This is a genomic window from Microbacterium thalassium (genome assembly GCF_014208045.1).
In the GTDB taxonomy this organism is placed as follows: domain Bacteria; phylum Actinomycetota; class Actinomycetes; order Actinomycetales; family Microbacteriaceae; genus Microbacterium; species Microbacterium thalassium.
Genome location: NZ_JACHML010000001.1, coordinates 948,675 through 964,686 on the forward strand (window position 1 = coordinate 948,675; position 16,012 = coordinate 964,686).

Annotated in this window: 14 protein-coding genes and 1 pseudogene; 4 read left to right on the forward strand and 11 right to left on the reverse strand. The window is 71.8% G+C overall.

Going from position 1 to position 16,012, the window contains the following annotated elements; translation table 11 throughout:
* Window positions 1-32 precede the first annotated feature (32 nt).
* Window positions 33-1,106, reverse strand: coding sequence for a LacI family DNA-binding transcriptional regulator (locus HD594_RS04480; protein ID WP_184749811.1), 1,074 nt, complete (start codon window positions 1,104-1,106; stop codon window positions 33-35).
* 187 nt (window positions 1,107-1,293) lie between these two features.
* On the opposite strand from HD594_RS04480, the gene HD594_RS04485 reads away from it, so the two are divergent.
* Window positions 1,294-3,633, forward strand: coding sequence for a beta-galactosidase (locus HD594_RS04485; protein WP_221446551.1), 2,340 nt, complete (start codon window positions 1,294-1,296; stop codon window positions 3,631-3,633).
* 7 nt (window positions 3,634-3,640) lie between these two features.
* Here HD594_RS04485 and HD594_RS04490 read toward each other — a convergent pair whose 3' ends face one another.
* From HD594_RS04490 to HD594_RS04500, 3 genes are all read right to left on the reverse strand, one after another.
* A complete protein-coding gene (locus HD594_RS04490) occupies window positions 3,641-4,654 on the reverse strand; it encodes a LacI family DNA-binding transcriptional regulator (protein WP_184749812.1) in 1,014 nt (337 codons plus the stop codon).
* 149 nt (window positions 4,655-4,803) lie between these two features.
* On the reverse strand, window positions 4,804-5,376 hold the full coding sequence (locus tag HD594_RS17815) for a YdeI/OmpD-associated family protein (protein WP_184749813.1): 573 nt from the start codon (window positions 5,374-5,376) through the stop codon (window positions 4,804-4,806).
* A 6-nt stretch (window positions 5,377-5,382) separates the two neighbouring features.
* Window positions 5,383-6,192, reverse strand: coding sequence for an HAD-IIA family hydrolase (locus tag HD594_RS04500; protein WP_184749814.1), 810 nt, complete (start codon window positions 6,190-6,192; stop codon window positions 5,383-5,385).
* 75 nt (window positions 6,193-6,267) lie between these two features.
* Here HD594_RS04500 and HD594_RS04505 point away from each other — a divergent pair, with 75 nt between their 5' ends.
* A complete protein-coding gene (locus tag HD594_RS04505) occupies window positions 6,268-7,227 on the forward strand; it encodes an SDR family NAD(P)-dependent oxidoreductase (protein ID WP_184749815.1) in 960 nt (319 codons plus the stop codon).
* Window positions 7,228-7,245: 18 nt separating this feature from the next.
* Here the strand turns inward: HD594_RS04505 and HD594_RS04510 are convergent, their stop codons facing one another.
* A complete protein-coding gene (locus HD594_RS04510) occupies window positions 7,246-7,881 on the reverse strand; it encodes a metal-dependent transcriptional regulator (RefSeq protein ID WP_184749816.1) in 636 nt (211 codons plus the stop codon).
* A gap of 26 nt (window positions 7,882-7,907) precedes the next feature.
* On the reverse strand, window positions 7,908-9,389 hold the full coding sequence (locus HD594_RS04515; protein ID WP_184749817.1) for an Nramp family divalent metal transporter: 1,482 nt from the start codon (window positions 9,387-9,389) through the stop codon (window positions 7,908-7,910).
* A gap of 105 nt (window positions 9,390-9,494) precedes the next feature.
* Here HD594_RS04515 and HD594_RS04520 point away from each other — a divergent pair, with 105 nt between their 5' ends.
* Window positions 9,495-10,139: a TrmH family RNA methyltransferase gene (locus HD594_RS04520; protein WP_184749818.1), complete on the forward strand. Its 645-nt coding sequence runs from the start codon at window positions 9,495-9,497 to the stop codon at window positions 10,137-10,139.
* 9 nt (window positions 10,140-10,148) lie between these two features.
* Window positions 10,149-11,057: an alpha/beta fold hydrolase gene (locus tag HD594_RS04525; RefSeq protein WP_271171301.1), complete on the forward strand. Its 909-nt coding sequence runs from the start codon at window positions 10,149-10,151 to the stop codon at window positions 11,055-11,057.
* 294 nt (window positions 11,058-11,351) lie between these two features.
* Here HD594_RS04525 and HD594_RS17905 read toward each other — a convergent pair.
* The 5 genes and pseudogenes from HD594_RS17905 to HD594_RS04550 all read right to left on the reverse strand — a co-directional run.
* Window positions 11,352-11,843: pseudogene (locus HD594_RS17905) on the reverse strand (glycosyltransferase family 2 protein); the annotation flags it as partial.
* A gap of 61 nt (window positions 11,844-11,904) precedes the next feature.
* Window positions 11,905-12,117, reverse strand: coding sequence for a hypothetical protein (locus HD594_RS04535; RefSeq protein ID WP_184749819.1), 213 nt, complete (start codon window positions 12,115-12,117; stop codon window positions 11,905-11,907).
* Window positions 12,118-12,253: 136 nt separating this feature from the next.
* Window positions 12,254-13,075 carry a polyphosphate kinase 2 gene (gene ppk2, locus HD594_RS04540; protein WP_184749820.1) on the reverse strand — a complete coding sequence of 274 codons (822 nt, stop codon included), beginning with the start codon at window positions 13,073-13,075 and terminating at the stop codon, window positions 12,254-12,256.
* A 105-nt stretch (window positions 13,076-13,180) separates the two neighbouring features.
* A complete protein-coding gene (locus HD594_RS04545) occupies window positions 13,181-14,407 on the reverse strand; it encodes an NAD(P)/FAD-dependent oxidoreductase (RefSeq protein ID WP_184749821.1) in 1,227 nt (408 codons plus the stop codon).
* A gap of 186 nt (window positions 14,408-14,593) precedes the next feature.
* Window positions 14,594-15,919, reverse strand: a complete 1,326-nt coding sequence (locus HD594_RS04550) for an MATE family efflux transporter (protein WP_184749822.1) — start codon at window positions 15,917-15,919, stop codon at window positions 14,594-14,596.
* Between the last annotated feature and the right edge of the window lie 93 nt (window positions 15,920-16,012).

The window sequence follows — 16,012 nt, forward strand, 5'->3', positions numbered from 1 at the left end:
TGTGTGCAAGTGTGCATTGCGGGTGGTGGTTCTCATAAAGCCGCACTCGATTCGCGGGTGACCAGGAGTGCGGGAAGGGTCACGGCCGGCGCTTCGCCCGGGACTCGCTCGGTGAGCAGCCGCACCATCTCGCGGCTGATCTCGGCGAAGGGCTGACGCATGGTCGTGAGGGGCGGGTCCGTGGTGGCAGCCAGCCCCGAGTCGTCGAATCCGACGACCGCCACGTCGCCGGGCACGGTGCGTCCGGCGGCGCGGAGTGTGGTGATCGCGCCCGACGCCATGAGGTCGTTCGAGGCGAAGACGGCGTCGATGTCGGGCGCCGTGGTCAGAAGCTCGGTCATCGCCGCACGGCCGCTGACGTTCAGCCAGTCGCCGTGCGCGATCAGAGCGGGGTCGAGCGGGATGCCGGCGGCGGCGAGCGCGTCGGTGTAGCCGTCGAGCCGGTCGATCGCGCCGCTGATGTCGAGGGGGCCGGTGATGAAGCCGATGCGGCGACGGCCGAGGGTGATGAGGTGCTCGGTCGCGATGCGGGCTCCGGCGCGATCGTCGGCCGCCACACTGGCGATCGAGGATTCCCACCCGATCGGACGGCCGCAGCTGACGGTCGGCACGCCCGCCCGGGCGAGCTGCTCGGTCATCGGGTCGTCGACGTGCGACGACACCAGGAGCACACCCTGGATGTGCCCGCCGCGCACGAAGTCCATCACGCGCCGGCGCTCGTCGTCCTCACTGGCCGTCATGAGCACGAGGGTGATGCCGCGATCTGCGAGCGCCGTCGTGATCTCGCGGAGCAGGATCGGGTAGTTGGGGTCGCCGAAGAGCCGGTCCTGCGGCTCGGTGAGAAGGAAGACCGCGGTCGAGCTGCGGCCGGTCGCGAGCGAGCGGGCGAAGCGGTTGCGGCGGTAGCCCGTCGCGTCGATCGCCGCCTTGATCGCTTCGGCGCTGGTATCGGCCACCCACTTGTGTCCGTTGAGGTAGCGGGACACCGTGCCGGACGAGACGCCGGCGACGCGGGCGACGTCGTGGATCGTCGGCACCCGGTCGGGGGAGGGCACTGCGCTCGGCGTGGTGGCGGTCTCCGCCGCCAGCTCGCTGTCTTCGTGCATCTTCGCCTCCTCCCGACTCTGGGTGAATCAGACTGTAACCGGTTTTAGTTCGGCCTGTAATCGGTTACAGTAGCCAGGCGGGTGGAACGTGTCAACTCCCCGAGGACGATTGCAGCGACGCTGGTCCCGAGAAGTGGAATACGTTTTCCTCCCAGGCAAGCCAACGACGAGGAAGTGACCGCGCGACATGTCCGAACCTGGAACAGCCGTATCCGCCCTGACGCTGCGCGCGTCCGCGACGGCGGGCGCGGAGCTGCGCCCGCGCATGGCGAACGACGAGGATGTGCGTCCGGGTCTGGAGCTCACGAGTCGCCGGATCGTGCGCAACGGGCGGACATGGATCCCGGTCTCGGGCGAGATGCACTACTCGCGCGTGCCGCGCGAGCGGTGGGAGCAGCGCCTCCGCCAGATGGCCGCCGGAGGCATCACGGTCGTGGCGACCTACGTGCCGTGGATCCACCACGCCCCCGATGACGCACGGGCCTCGTTCGACGGCAACCTCGATGTCGCGGCCTTCGTCGACCTCGCCCGCGCGCAGGGGCTCGAGGTCGTCCTCCGCATCGGTCCGTGGGTGCACGGCGAGATCCGCAACGGCGGGTTCCCGGACTGGGTGCAGGACGCCCCCGTCGCGCATCGCACGGACGACCCCGCCTACCTCGCGCTCGTGCGGGCGTGGTGGGAGCAGCTCGGCGCCGCCCTCGAGGGACGCTGCGAGCCGGGCACCGTGCTCGGGATCCAGCTCGAGAACGAGCTCTACGACCAGCCCGGCCACCTCGTGACCCTCAAGCGCCTCGCGCGCGAGTGCGGCATGTCGGCTCCGCTGTGGACCGCGACCGCGTGGGGTGGCGCGCAACTGCCGCCCGAGGAGGTCTTCCCGCTGTACGGCGGGTACGCCGACGGCTTCTGGGTGGATCCGCAGGCTCCGTGGGACGCCACGTTCCGTGACCACTTCTTCTTCTCGGACGTGTGGGACGACCCCGGGATCGGGGCGGACGTGCGCGACGGCGAGGCGGGGGACGACCGCGTCCCGCTGTCGGAGTGGTTCCCGCCCGCGACGTGCGAGCTCGGCGGCGGCATGGCCACGGCATACCACCGGCGCCCCCTGCCGACGGGGCGCGATGTGGCGACCGTGGGGCACTGCAAGATCGGCAACGGCTCGGCGTGGCAGGGGTACTTCATGTACGTCGGCGGGACCAACCCGCGCCGCGGCCTGCAGGAGTCGCACGCGAGCGGGTACCCCAACGACATGCCGCAGCTCGGCTACGACTTCCATGCGCCGGTCGGCGAATCCGGCCGCCTCGGCGACGGCCACGCCGAGCTGCGCGCGCAGAACGCGTTCCTCGCGGCGTTCGGGCCGATGCTCGATGCGAAGAGCTCGCACCTGCCCGATGTGCGTCCCTCCGGCGTCGAGGACTCAGAGACGCTGCGCTGGGCGTACCGCGGCGATCGTGACGGAGGGTTCCTGTTCGTCGCGTGGCATCAGCCGCACGTGCCGCTGGCCGCCTACCGCGCCGCGTCGTTCAAGCTCGATCTGGGCGATGCGGTCCTGCGCCTGCCGTCGGCCCCGATCGACATCCCCGCGGGCACCCTCGCACGCTGGCCGGTCCACCTGGCGACCGGCGGCGTGCGCATCGAGTGGCTCACGGCATCCGCCCTCACGCTGCTCGAGGGGTCCGTGCCGACCTTCGTCGCCGTCGCCGAGCAGGACGTGCCGGTCGAACTGGCCCTCGGGGGCGGCGCCGTGATCGAGGGCGCCCACGAACTCGTCGACGAGGGCGGCGACCGCGTCGTCGCGCGCCTCGAGCCGTCGCGCGAACCCGTGCGGCTCGTCGCGTCCGGCGGTGCCGTGGACCTGCTCGTCCTCCCCGCCGAGGAAGCGCGGCGAACCTGGGTTCCGCAGGATGCCACCGGCCGCGCGCGCCGCCTGATCCTGGCCGATGACGAGATCACCTGGGATGCGGACGGGCGCGTCGAGCTGCGCACCGCGGCCGAGCATCCCGGCGCCGCCTCGTACGACCCGATCGCGCGGGCATTCACGCCGCTCGTCGTGCAGTACAGCGATGGGATCGCGCAGACTCGCGCCGTCCTCGTCGAACCTCAGCTGCCCGCGGGCGACGGCCGACCACGCGGGTACGGCTCGCACGACGGGCGACCCTCGGCGCCCGGCGACGACGTGATCGCAGCGTTCTCGGCCGAGTACCGCCTGATCGTCCCCGAGGACGCGATCGACTCCGACGCGTGCCTCGAGGTCGCGTGGGCGGGTGACGTCGCCGACCTGTGTGTGGACGGACGCATCGTCGCCGATCGGTTCTGGGACGGATCCCGCTGGCGCGTCAACTGCCACGACGCGGGCATCGTCCCCGGGGTCGACGTCGTGCTTCGGATTCTGCCCCTCGCGAAGGACTCGATCGTGCACGTTCCCGAGGCGGCGCAGGCGCGGCGTGACGCTGTCGCGGGCGACCTGCTCGGCGTCGACGAGGTGCGGCTCACCCGACGGGCGCTGTGGCGCGAGGGCCGCGCCGGCTGACGGGGAGCTACGCGCTCTCGCGCTCGACGAGCTCCGTCGGGAGGGCGATCGTCCGCGCGGCGGCGCCCTCGACCATCTCCAGCAGCAGGCCCACCATCTCAGCGCTGATCTTCTCGAACGGCTGGTGCATCGTCGTCAGCGGCGGGTCGAGGCGGGCGGCGATCGGCTGGTCGTCGAAGCCCGTGACGGCGACGTCCTCCGGCACGCGGCGGCCGGCGGCGGCGAGCGCATCGAGAGCGCCCGCCGCCATGCCGTCCGATTGGGCGAACACGCCGTCGATGTCGGGGTGGGCGGCAAGCAGCCGCTCCATCGCCAGCCGTCCCGACTCGGGCGTCCAGTCGCCGTAGGCGACGAGGCTCCCGTCGAAGGCGTCGCCGACGGCGTCGCGGTACCCGGCCACGCGCGGCTCGGCCACCCGCTCGGGGCCGGCGATGCACGCGATGCGGTGGCGCCCCAGCCCGACCAGATGCGCGGTCGCCATGCGCGCGCCGCCGCGGTCGTCGGCGCCGACGTACCCGACGTTCTCGTGGCGGGACACTTCGGGGCCGCAGATGACGGTGGGAATGTGCGCGAGGCCGATCTCGTCGATGAGCGGGTCGTCGGGGTCGGTGCTGATCAGCAGAACACCGTCGACGTGCCGGTCGCCGAGGAACTCCCGTGCGCGGCGGCGCTCGTCGGACGTGTCGGCGACCATGAGCACCACAGACGTGTCCCGCTCGGCAGCTGCGGCGGTCGCGCCGCGCAGCAGACGGGCGAAGTTGGGGTCTTCGAACAGCATCTGCTGCGGCTCGGTCAGCAGGAACGCGATCGAGTTCGTGCGTCCCGTGGCCAGGGTCCGGGCGTGGGCGTTCGGGCGGAAGCCGACGCGCGCGATGGCATCCTCAACGGCGGCCTTCGACTCGGGCGACACCCAGTTCCGGCCGTTGAGGACACGCGAGACGGTTCCCGGTGAGACGCCCGCGGCCTTCGCGACGTCCTTGATCGTCGGGCGCTTGCCCGCGGGCGGTGCTCCATCGATCATTCCGTCCTCCCGCTCCCGAGTGTAGGGCGGCGCGGGCGGTCGTCAGTCCTTGCCGCGGCTGCGCCACCACTGCCAGATGATCACCGTCAGGGTGCCGAGGATCGTCACCACCGCCACGAGGTAGATGAGGTTCTGCTCGACGGGGCTGATCATGGACGCTTCCCTTCCGCGGCATCCGCCACGATCTTCGCGATGCGCGCCGCACGCGTCTCGGCGCGGCGCGCGGTGTCGACGGCGCCGATGCCCAGCTTGCGGGCCGACGGCGGGAACCCGTCCCACGCCGTGCGCGCGGCAGGTGCCGCGTCGAGCGCGGCCGCCAGGTCGTCGGGCTCACGCAGCGCCTCGGCGTTGTCGAGCACCGACCACGAGCCGTTCGCCTTGGCGACCTCGATGGCGCGGATGCCGGCGGGCTCGAGGAGACCTGCGGCCTCGAGTTCGACGATGCGCGCCTTGTTGGTCGCCGCCCATCCGCTCGTGGGACGCCGCGGTGCGAACCACAGGCCGCTCGTGGCCTCGTCGAAGACGCGGATCGGGCCGTCGATCCAGCCGAAGCACAGCGCCTGGCGGATGGCGTCCTCGTAGTCGACGAACGTCAGTCCTGAGCCGCGCCGGGCGCGCAGCAGCCACGCGCCCTTCGTCGTGGCGTGGTTGGCCGACAGCCACGAACGCCAGGCCGCGGCATCCGTCGCCGCGACCCTCTCGCCGTCGTCGAGCGCGCCCACGGTCGCCTACAGGCCCTCGGGCATCTCGGACTCCACCGGCTCGTCCGGCAGAAGTCCTGCCACCGAGTCGAGCACCTCGTCGGGGCGGAACGGGAAGCGGTTGACGTCGCCCTCGGCGCTGATGCCGGTCAACACCAGCACCGTGTGCAGGCCCGCCTCGATGCCGGCGACGATGTCGGTGTCCATGCGGTCGCCGATCATGCCGGTCGTCTCGGAGTGGGCGCCGATGCGGTTCAGCGCCGACCGGAACATCATCGGATTCGGCTTGCCGACGACGTACGGCTCCTGGTCGGTCGCCTTCGTGATGAGGGCCGAGATCGCCCCGGTCGCCGGCAGCACGCCCTCGGTCGAGGGCCCGGTCGCGTCGGGGTTCGTGGCGATGAAGCGTGCGCCACCGCGGACGAAGCGGATCGCCTTCGTGATCGCCTCGAACGAGTAGTTGCGGGTCTCGCCGACCACGACGTAGTCGGGGTCTGTCTCGGTCAGGACGAAGCCCGCCTCGTGCAGCGCCGTCGTCAGGCCCGCCTCGCCGATGACGAACGCCGACCCGCCCGGCATCTGGGTGCGCAGGAACTGCGCCGTCGCCAGCGCCGACGTCCAGATCGACTCCTCGGGCACGACGAGACCGGATGCCTTCAGCCGCGCGCTCAGGTCGCGCGGCGTGAAGATCGAGTTGTTCGTGAGGACCAGGAACGGGGTGCCGGTGTAGCGCCAGTGCTCCAGCAGGTCCGCGGCGCCCGGGATCGGCGTGTTCTCGTGAACGAGGACGCCGTCCATGTCGGTGAGCCAGCACTCGATGTCGGAACGCTCGCGCATGGCTTCAGCCTACGGTCCCGGCATCCGGCGCGGTTCGTCACGTGTGCGACACATGCGGGGCGTAATGTCGGCATCGTGGCGCGCGAGGACCGACACCCCCATGGAGCCACCGGTCTGTCCGGCCGCACGTATCTGATCACCGGCGCGAATGCCGGACTCGGCTACTTCGCCAGCGAGCAGCTGGTCCGCCGCGGTGCGACGGTCATCATGACCGGCCGCAACCCGAACCGGCTCGCGTCGGCGCGGGCCGCGCTGCACCGCCGCATCCCCGAGGCCGACACGGCCTGCGTGCAGACGATGATCCTCGACACCGCCAACCTCGGCTCCGTGCGAGCGGCGGCGGCGACGGTCGGGTCGCGCACGCCGCTGTCGGGCCTGCTGCTGAACGCGGGCATCGTGCATCCGCCCAAGGAGCGCATGACGACCTCGGACGGGCACGAGCTGGTCTGGGCGACGAACGTCCTCGGCCACTACGCGCTCGCCGGAGCCCTGCTGCTGTCGCTGGCACGCGCGGGCGGGCGCATGGTGTGGCTGGGGAGCGTGTCGACGTCGGTGTCGCACTACGACCCGGTCGACCCCGAACTGGCCGACGGCTACAGCGGCTGGCGCGCGTACGTGCAGTCCAAGGTCGCCACCACCGCGCTCGGGTTCGAGGCCGACCGGCGCCTGCGCGAGGCGAACGTCGATGTCACGAGCGTCGTCGCGCATCCCGGCTATGCCATCGGCGGCCGCACCGTCGGCATCCACGGCGTGAATCAGCCCAGCCGCGGCAAGCGCTTCATCGACAATCTGCAGACGCCGCTGTCGCACTCGAAGGAGGCCGGGGCCCGCGTGCTCGTGCACGCCCTCGTCGAACCGGAGGTCGAGGGCGGGCAGTTCTGGGGTCCCCGGTTCGTCGTGCACGGCGCACCCCAGGTGCAGCGACCCGACAAGCTCACGCGCGACCCCGAGATCGCCGACCGGCTGTGGCACGTGTGCGAAGACGACACCGGCGTGCACTGGCCGTTCGGCAAGGCCGTGAAGGTCCGGCGCTGACCGCGGCAGGTGGCTCCGTCAGGCCGTGAGCCACACCGCGTCGGGCGCGCCGTCCGGCAGATCCACGGCGGCGTCCGCGACCGTGATGGTCGCGGCGCCCGACACCGTCACCTCGCTGCCGACGGCGACCCCCGCGCTCTCGATCGCGCGCAGCAGCTCGGGGTCGCGATCGCTCACCCGCAGCACGCGCCCGGTGTGCCCGGGCCCGGCTTCGGCCAGCAGCACGAACGGCTCGCGGTCGACGTTGCCGTCGGCATCCGGAATCGCATCGCCGTGGGGATCGAAGCGCGGTCGTCCGAGGCGGGCGTCGATGCGCTCGAGCAGACGGTCGCTGATCGCGTGCTCGAGCACCTCGGCCTCGTCGTGCACCTCGTCCCAGGCGTAGCCGAACTCGCGCACCAGCCACGTCTCGATCAGGCGGTGGCGGCGGCAGGTCGCGGCGGCGCGGCGGCGTCCGGCATCCGTCAGCGAGATCGGGCCGTACGGGCGATGCGAGACGAGCCCCTGCGTCGAGAGCTTGCGGACCATCTCGGTGACGCTCGAGGGCGCCAGCCCCAGGGTCGCGGCCAACTGCGACGGCGTGATCGGATCGTCCTGCCACTCGGTGTGGTGGTAGATCGTCTTGAGGTAGTCGTCGACGGCGGGAGAGGCCACCGCTACAGGGTACCGGCGGTCCCCGGTCATGCCCCCGTGAACACCAGCCACAGCAGGATCACGTTGAGCGCGATGAGGAAGACGGATGCCGCGATGCCCGCGATCGTCGTCGCGACGCGGTTGCGGTGCGCCCCGAGCACGTCCTTCTTGGCGGTGAGCGACACCAGGGGGATGAGCGCGAACGGGATGCCGAACGACAGCACGACCTGGCTGAGCACGAGCGCGAGCGTCGGGTCGAAGCCGATGCCGAGGATCACCAGGGCGGGAGCGAGGGTGACCAGGCGTCGCGCCAGCAGAGGGACGCGCACGCGCAGCAGACCGTGCATGATCTCGGCGCCCGCGTAGGCTCCGACCGACGTGCTGGCCAGGCCGCTGGCGAGCAGGCCCACGGCGAACAGCGTCGCCACGACGGGGCCGAGCCCGACGTAGAGGGCGGCGTACGCACCCTCGAGCGAGTCGGTGCCGGGAACCCCGGCGAGGTTGGCAGCTGCCAGCAGCAGGATCGCGAGGTTGACGGTGCCGGCGATCAGCATCGCGATCGTGACGTCCCACTTGGTCGCGCGCAGCAGGCGCGTCGTGGCGATGCCGCGCAGGGCTTCGAGCGGTGCGGCGACGCGCGCGCCGGGGCCCGGGTCGCCGGGGGCCTCGTGGCCGATCCCGTGCGAGGCCTGCTCGATCGCTGCGGGCGCCTGGCCCTTCGCGGTCGGCGCGAAGCGGTCGCGGCTCAGGGCGCTGTGCGCGTAGATCGCGTGAGGCATGATCGTCGCGCCGAGGATCGACGCGGCCAGCAGCACCGAGTCCGCCCCCTCGAACCGCGGGATCATGCCCTGCGCGATGCCGCCGGGGTCGGGCGGGGCGAGGAAGACGCCGAACGTGAAGCCGATCGCGATGATGGCGACCATGCCGATGACGACGAACTCGAAGGTGCGCGGGCCGCGGCGCGACTGGAGCATCAGCAGCACGATCGACACGGCGCCCGTGATGGCGCCGCCCCACAGCAGCGGGATGTCGAACAGGAGCCACAGCGCTACCGCGCCGCCGATGACCTCGGCGATGTCGGTCGCCATCGCGACGAGCTCCGCCTGGAGCCAGTACGCGCGGCGGCCCCAGCGGTTGCCCATGCGCTGGCCCAGGATCTCGGGGAGGCTGCGGCCCGTGACGATGCCGAGCTTCGCCGACAGGTACTGGATGAGCCACGCCATGACGTTGCCGAGCACGACGACCCACACCAGCAGGTAACCGTAGCGGGCGCCGGCGGTCATGTTGCTCGCCACATTGCCCGGATCGAGGTACGCGACGCCCGCGACGAGCGCCGGGCCGATCAGCCACGCGAGCCGCGGGGCAGACGGAGTGCGACGGCGGACGGTGCGGGGGCTGCTGCTGCCGCCGGCGGAACGGCTCGCCCCGGTGCCGACGACGCTGTCGGCACCGGGAACCACGGGGGCGACCGCCGCGCCGTCCGCATCGGGAGCGGCCGGCGCCCGCAGGTCGTCCGGAGATTTCGGCATACCGAAACCATAGCTCAGGTTTCGGTATGCCGAAAGGTCGGAAGTCCCGTGCTCCCGCGGTGCGGGAGTCGCGTGGGTGGAACCGGGCAGCACTACTGTGGCGGGGTGACCCACGACAGTGCCGAGCCCGAGCTGCCGTACGGCGTCGGGCCGTGGCCCGGCGGGCCCGAGGCGTGGCCGGACGACCCCCGCTACGACCGCGAGCTTCTCGCCGAGGGCGACCGGCGCAACGTCGTCGATCAGTACCGGTACTGGACGATGGACGCGATCGTTGCCGACCTCGACACGCGCCGGCACAGGTTCCACGTGGCCATCGAGAACTGGCAGCACGACATGAACATCGGCGCCATCGTGCGCAGCGCCAACGCGTTCCTCGCCGCCGAGGTGCACATCATCGGGCGGCGCCGCTGGAATCGCCGCGGCGCCATGGTCACCGACCGCTACCAGCACGTGCGCCATCACGAGGACGTCGCCGCGTTCGCGGCCTGGGCGGAGGCCGAGGGCCTGCCGATCCTCGCGATCGACAACGTCGACGGCTCGGAACCCCTCGACCGAACCGACGTCCCCGAGCGGTGCGTCCTGCTGTTCGGGCAGGAAGGACCCGGGCTGTCGCCCGAGGCGCTGGCGGCGGCATCGGCGGTCGTCGAGATCACGCAGTACGGCTCGACGCGCTCGATCAACGCCAGCGCCGCCGGAGCCGTCGTGATGTACGAGTGGTGTCGCCGGTGGGCGGAGCCCCGCCGGTCATAGGATGCCGTCGTGAGCACGCTCTGGGGCGAGGCGGCTGCGGCGGAGATGGCCGAGGCGGCGCGACGCGACGCCGCGCAGCCTCCGATCGACTGGAGCGCGCATCCGCCCGGGTGCGAGTCCGACCTCGTCGACGTCCCGAGCGGGCGACTCGCGCGGATCGCGATGGGGCCGGTGGACGGCCCGCGGGTCGTGCTGGTGCCCGGCATGACGGGCTCGAAAGAGGACTTCGTGCTGATGATGCCGCTGTTCGCGGCCGTGGGATACCGTGTCGAGGCCTTCGACATGGCTGGGCAGTACGAGTCCCACGGCGCTGGACCCGAGAACCTCGATCCGCCGGGGTCGCGCTACACGCTCGAGCTGTTCGTCGACGACCTCCTCGCCGTCCTGCAGACACGGCCGGGGCCGGTGCACGCGCTGGGCTACTCATTCGCGGGGACGGTTGCGGCCGTGGCCGCACTGCACAGGCCCGAGCTGTTCTCGAGCCTGACGCTGCTGTCAGCGCCGCCTCTGGCCGGACAGGCGCTCCGAGGCTTCAAGGTCCTGGGGCCCCTCAGCCCCCTGGTCCCCGGACGGGCCCTCGGCCGCCCCTTCATCGCGGCCCTCAAGCACAACGTGCACCGCGCCCCGCACGATCGGGCCGTCTTCGTCACCGCCCGGTTCGGGCTGACCCGGACCTCGAGCGTGGGGGACATCCTCGCGCTCATGAAGCGCACGCCCGATGTCGCCGAGGGCCTGCGGAACACCGGCATTCCGGTCCTCGTCGCCACGGGCACCGGAGACGTCTGGCAGGTCGACGCTCATCGCGCGTTCGCCGAGCGCATCGGCGCGCGCTTCGTCGCCCTGCGCACCGGGCACAGCCCCTGCGAGACCGCCCCGCATCAGCTCACCCTCGAGATGCTGCGCCTCGCCGGGCGCTGACGCGGCCGCGGCGGGTTCCGCGGGCACCGGCGCCACGCGCTGCGCGACGCTCCGCAGGCGGCGGCCGCGGCGGCACGCGGACCGGCGCTCGGCCCAGCTCACCTCGGACCAGTTGACCCCGACGATGTGAAAGGCCCACGCCGCGCGTCGCCGCATGCCGGCCACGCTCTCGAACGGCCGCCCCGACACCCCGACGCGCAGATCCGGGTCGAAGTCGACGCCGACCTCGGGGTCCAGGACGAAGCTGATGTCGAGGTCGTCGTGCGCGCGCGGATCGTCGAGGTGGATCCGGTCGCGCGCGTCGGCCCAGACCTCGCGCCGCAGCGCGAAGTTCGAGCCGAACAGGGGCGTGCGGCCGATGATCATGCCCATGAACCAGAAGTAGCCGCCGAGGTAGATATGGCGTCCGAGGAAGCGCGCGGTCCGGCCGCAGCCGTAGAACTCGCCCGTCCCGGTCACGGCGCCGAGGGTCGGATCGGCGTCGAACCGGCTCGCCAGCCGCTCCACCCAGCCGGACTCGGGTCTCGAGTCGGCATCGAGTCGGCCGATGACATCACCGGTCGCCGCGTCGAAGCCGCGCGCGGTCGCCCTGAGCACACCGCGCTCCGGCTCGACCACGACCGCGGCGCCGTGGGCGGCGGCGACCTCCTGCGTGTCGTCGGTCGATCCGTTGTCGACGACGATCACTTCGTCCGCGGGTCGGGTCTGCGACGCCAGATCGGCCAGGCATCGATCCAGCATCCGGGCGTCGTTGAGCGAGGGGACGACGACACTGACGGTGCACATCACTGCCGAGCATAGGGGCCCGCGTCGACGCGATGGGGCTGCACCGCCGTCGGTCAGGCGCTCAGTCGCGGTCGATGCCGAAGGTATGCCGCATCAAGGCCTGAACATCGCGGTCGAGATTGTCGACCTTCCCCTCGAGTCGGCGGAACTCGCTGCGCATGCCGCCGAATTCGCTGCGCATGACCTGGATGAACAGCGTCGACACGATCGTGATCATGCCGAACATGGCTGCTGCGAACACGCCGATGATCGTCCACACCTGCGGTTCGGTCATCTCCAGCACCCTCCCATTGTGAGCCCTCGCGGACGACGATGCCAGGGTGAGCCGGTGATCGGGCGGCGTCGAGCACACGTGTGCACAGCCTCCCCGGACGTCCGCCTGGGGAGGACCGGATGTCGACCGACGGCCCCTAGTACGGCGTCGGGATGTAGCGCAGCGGCAGGTTGGGGTCGCGGTAGCCGCCGGCGTCCTGGCGCTCGGGCAGCTCGAGGCCGTCGCGTTCGATCGGCTCGTACGGGATCTGGCTGAGCAGGTGCGTGATGACGTTCAGCCGCCCGCGCTTCTTGTCGTCGGTGCGCGCGATGAACCACGGCGCCCAGCTGGTGTCGGATGCCTTGAACATGGCGTCGCGGGCGCGCGAGTAGTCGAACCACCGGCTGTAGGACTTCAGGTCCATCGCCGAGAGCTTCCAGATCTTGCGCGGGTCGTCGATGCGTCCTTCGAGTCGGCGGGTCTGCTCCTCGGGGCTGACCTCGAGCCAGTACTTGACGAGGATGATTCCGTTGTCGACGATCGCCTTCTCGACCAGCGGCACCTGATCGAGGAAGCGGTCGGTCTCCTCCTGCGTGCAGAATCCCATCACCGGCTCGACGCCGGCCCGGTTGTACCAGCTGCGGTCGAAGATGACGACCTCGCCGCCGGCGGGGAAGTGCGCCATATACCGCTGGAAGTACATCTGCGACTTCTCGCGGTCGTTCGGCGCCGGCAGCGCCACCACGCGGAAGACGCGCGGGCTCACGCGCTCGGTGATCGCCTTGATCGTGCCGCCCTTGCCGGCCGTGTCACGGCCCTCGAAGACGATCATCACCTTGGCGCCGGTGTGCTTGACCCACTCCTGCATGGCGACGAGTTCGCCGTGGAGGCGCTCGAGCTCCTTCTCGTACTCCTTGCGCTTCATCTTCGCCGGAGCTTCGTCGTGCTCGTTCTCGTGGTGCTTCTTCTTCTTGCCCATCGCGCTTCCTCGCACTCCGCCCGGTTGCCTTCTGTCAGCGGACTCTACGCCGCCGGGGCCACGAGGCACAGGACCGAAGGGCCCGCCCCTCGCCGGTCGGCGTGTTCACGAAGCAGCCCCCTCACCGGTCGCCGAGCGAGCGGAGCGAGAAGAACCGTCGGCACCCGGTCGCACAGCGGTGCGCGACGCGCGCAGAAGGTCTGCCACGACGCCCGCCGCCCGCCGTCGGGACGGCATGAAGCGGAGGAAGAAGCCCAGTCTCAGCAGCCACGCGGGCCAGCCGCGCAGGCCGATGCCGTAGATCTCGGTGATGCCGTGCCCGACGCCGAACGCGGCGGCGCGACCCAGCCCGCGATACCCGAAGGCGCGGGCAGGCCGCCCCCGCAGCGCACGTGCGACGGTGCGGCCGATGTGGTCGCCCTGCTTCATCGCCCACAGAGCGTTCGCCGGCACGAGCTCGCCGGTGACCGGATGCGCGACACGGGCGGCGTCTCCGCCGGCCCAGATCCCCGGTGCGACCGACAGATCGGGTGCCGTGCGCAGCCGCCCCCGGTCGTCGCGTGCGCCGTCGAGACCCGGAACGATGACCGGTGACGCACCGATGGTCGCGACGACGGTGGCGGCGGGCAGTGCCGTGCCGTCGTCGAGGCGCACCTCGCCGCCGTCGCTCTCGACCGCTCGCACGCCGAGGCGGGTGCGCACCCGCGCCCGTGCGAGCTCCTGTTCCGCGTAGGCGAGAAGCTTCGGCCTTCCCGCCCACTCGTCGAGGACGCGCTCGCGGGAGTGCACGAGCGTCACGTGTCGCCCGTGGTCGGCGATCGCCGCCGCGAGCTCGACCCCGGCGACGCCGCCACCGATGACCACGACGGGATCGCTGGATGCGTCGCGGACCCGGTCTGCGAGCCGCGCGATGTCGCCGGGCGATCTGAGGGTGCGGCCCGTTGCGCGCAGCCCGGCCACGGTGCCGGTCGGCTCATGAGCGCCGGTGCCGACCACGAGGTGGTCGAAGGCCAGCGATGCGGGGCCGTCCGCGCCGCTTGGCATGTACGTCACGACCCGCTGGCCCGGGTCGACGCCGACCGCCGTCCCGTCGATGATGCGCGCCCGCGGCAGCACGTCGGCCAGGGGAGTCGCGACGCGGTCGGGCGAGATCGAGCCGGCGAGCAGTTCTCCCGTGAACCCGTGGTAGCGGTGGCAGGAGTCGGGCGAGATCACGACGATCTCGACGTCGCCGCGGCGCAGCGCGCGCGGAAGCCGAGTGGCGATGCGGGCGTACGCGTGGAGCGTGACGTAGCCGCCGCCGAGGAGGACCACGCGCCGGGGCGAGTTCATGCCGCGGACTCCGACCGACCGGTGAACACGAATCGGGCGCGTTGAACCCGCGGATGGACGGCGGACGGGAAGGGCGCGGATTCGTTCACGTGCGGGTCCTCTCGTCATGCGGTTTCGGCTGCCGCTTGCGGGAACAAGTGCCGTTGGGGGCGGAGCCTATACGCCCCGCACCTTGTCGGCGAGGGGTCACGCCCCGGCGGTCATCCACGCGCGACCGCGCACCCGCCATCCGAGGGTGGCGAGCCGGGCGAGCATGTACACGCCGAAGAACGTCACGGCCAGCCACGCCAGTCCCCACGCGCCGGTCGGGTGCAGCAGCGCGACGGCCACGAGCACGGGCAGGAACGGAACGAGGTTCAGCACGCCCGCGATCGCGAGGTACTTCGCGTCGCCCGCCCCGATGAGCACGCCGTCGAGGACGAAGACGACGCCGCACACGGGCTGAGCGACGGCGAGGACGAGGAGTGCGGGCTGGACGAGGGCGGCGACGGCGGCGTCGCCGGTGAAGAGGAGCCCGATGAGGCCCGAGAATGCGCCGATCAGCAGTCCGACGATCACGCCGAACCACAGCCCCCACGCCACCGTGCGGCCGAGCACGCGCGTCACGAGCCGGTCGTCCTCGGCCCCGAGGCCCTTGCCGATGAGCGCCTGCGCGGCGATCGCGAGCGCATCGAGCGCGAACGCCGCCGTCGAGAAGATCGTGAACGCGACCTGCCAGCCGGCGAGCTCGTCGGTGCCGAGCCCGCTCGCGACGCCGACGGTCGCCAGCAGCGCGATCCGCAGCGACACGGTGCGCAGGAACAGCCATCCGCCCGAGCGGGCCGATCCGCTCACGCCGTCGCGCTGCGGGCGCACCGTGGCGTCGTGGCGACGCGCGAGCCGGCCGATGACCACGACGAACGCGGCGACCATGCCCCACTGGGCCACGACCGTGCCGACCGCGGAGCCCGCGATGCCCCAGCCGAACCCGTAGATGAAGACGGCATTGAGCACGGCATTGCCGCCGAATCCGAGGCCCGCGATCCACAGCGGCGTGACCGTGTCCTGCATGCCGCGCAGCAGCCCGGTCGCGGCGAACACGATGAGCATCGCGGGCAGACCCCACATCGAGATCCCGAGATAGATGCTCGCCTGCTCGGCGACCTCGGCGCTTGCGCCGAACAGCGGAACGATGACGGGGATCGCGACGTACCCGACGAGGGCGAGGATCGCGCCGAGCCCGAGGGCCAGCCACATCCCGTCGATGCCCGCCGACACCGCCTTGCCGGAGTCGCCCGCGCCGAACCGGCGCGCGACGGCGGGCGTCGTCGAATAGGCGAGGAAGACCATGAGCCCGACGATCGTCTGGAGCACGGCCGATGCGATGCCGAGCCCGGCGAGCGGCACCACGCCGAGGTGGCCGACCAGCGCCGAGTCCACGATCAGGAACAGCGGCTCGGCCACGAGCGCGCCGAGGGCGGGGACGGCCAGGCGCAGGATGTCGCGATTGAGCGTGTCTCGAGTGCCCTCCACCTCACCAGGCTACGGGCCCGCGCCGACACGACGCGCTTCGCGCGCCCCCGCCTCGCCCGGCCGCATCACGATGCGGTCACGCTGGGCTCATAG

Bases quoted from the DNA above. Each gene is read 5' to 3' on its own strand.
- HD594_RS04480 (WP_184749811.1), bottom strand. From the start codon at position 1,106: ATGCACGAAGACAGCGAGCTGGCGGCGGAGACCGCCACCACGCCGAGC.
- HD594_RS04485 (WP_221446551.1), top strand. From the start codon at position 1,294: ATGTCCGAACCTGGAACAGCCGTATCCGCCCTGACGCTGCGCGCGTCC.
- HD594_RS04490 (WP_184749812.1), bottom strand. From the start codon at position 4,654: ATGATCGATGGAGCACCGCCCGCGGGCAAGCGCCCGACGATCAAGGAC.
- HD594_RS04500 (WP_184749814.1), bottom strand. From the start codon at position 6,192: ATGCGCGAGCGTTCCGACATCGAGTGCTGGCTCACCGACATGGACGGC.
- HD594_RS04515 (WP_184749817.1), bottom strand. From the start codon at position 9,389: ATGCCGAAATCTCCGGACGACCTGCGGGCGCCGGCCGCTCCCGATGCG.
- HD594_RS04535 (WP_184749819.1), bottom strand. From the start codon at position 12,117: ATGACCGAACCGCAGGTGTGGACGATCATCGGCGTGTTCGCAGCAGCC.
- ppk2 (WP_184749820.1), bottom strand. From the start codon at position 13,075: ATGGGCAAGAAGAAGAAGCACCACGAGAACGAGCACGACGAAGCTCCG.
- HD594_RS04545 (WP_184749821.1), bottom strand. From the start codon at position 14,407: ATGAACTCGCCCCGGCGCGTGGTCCTCCTCGGCGGCGGCTACGTCACG.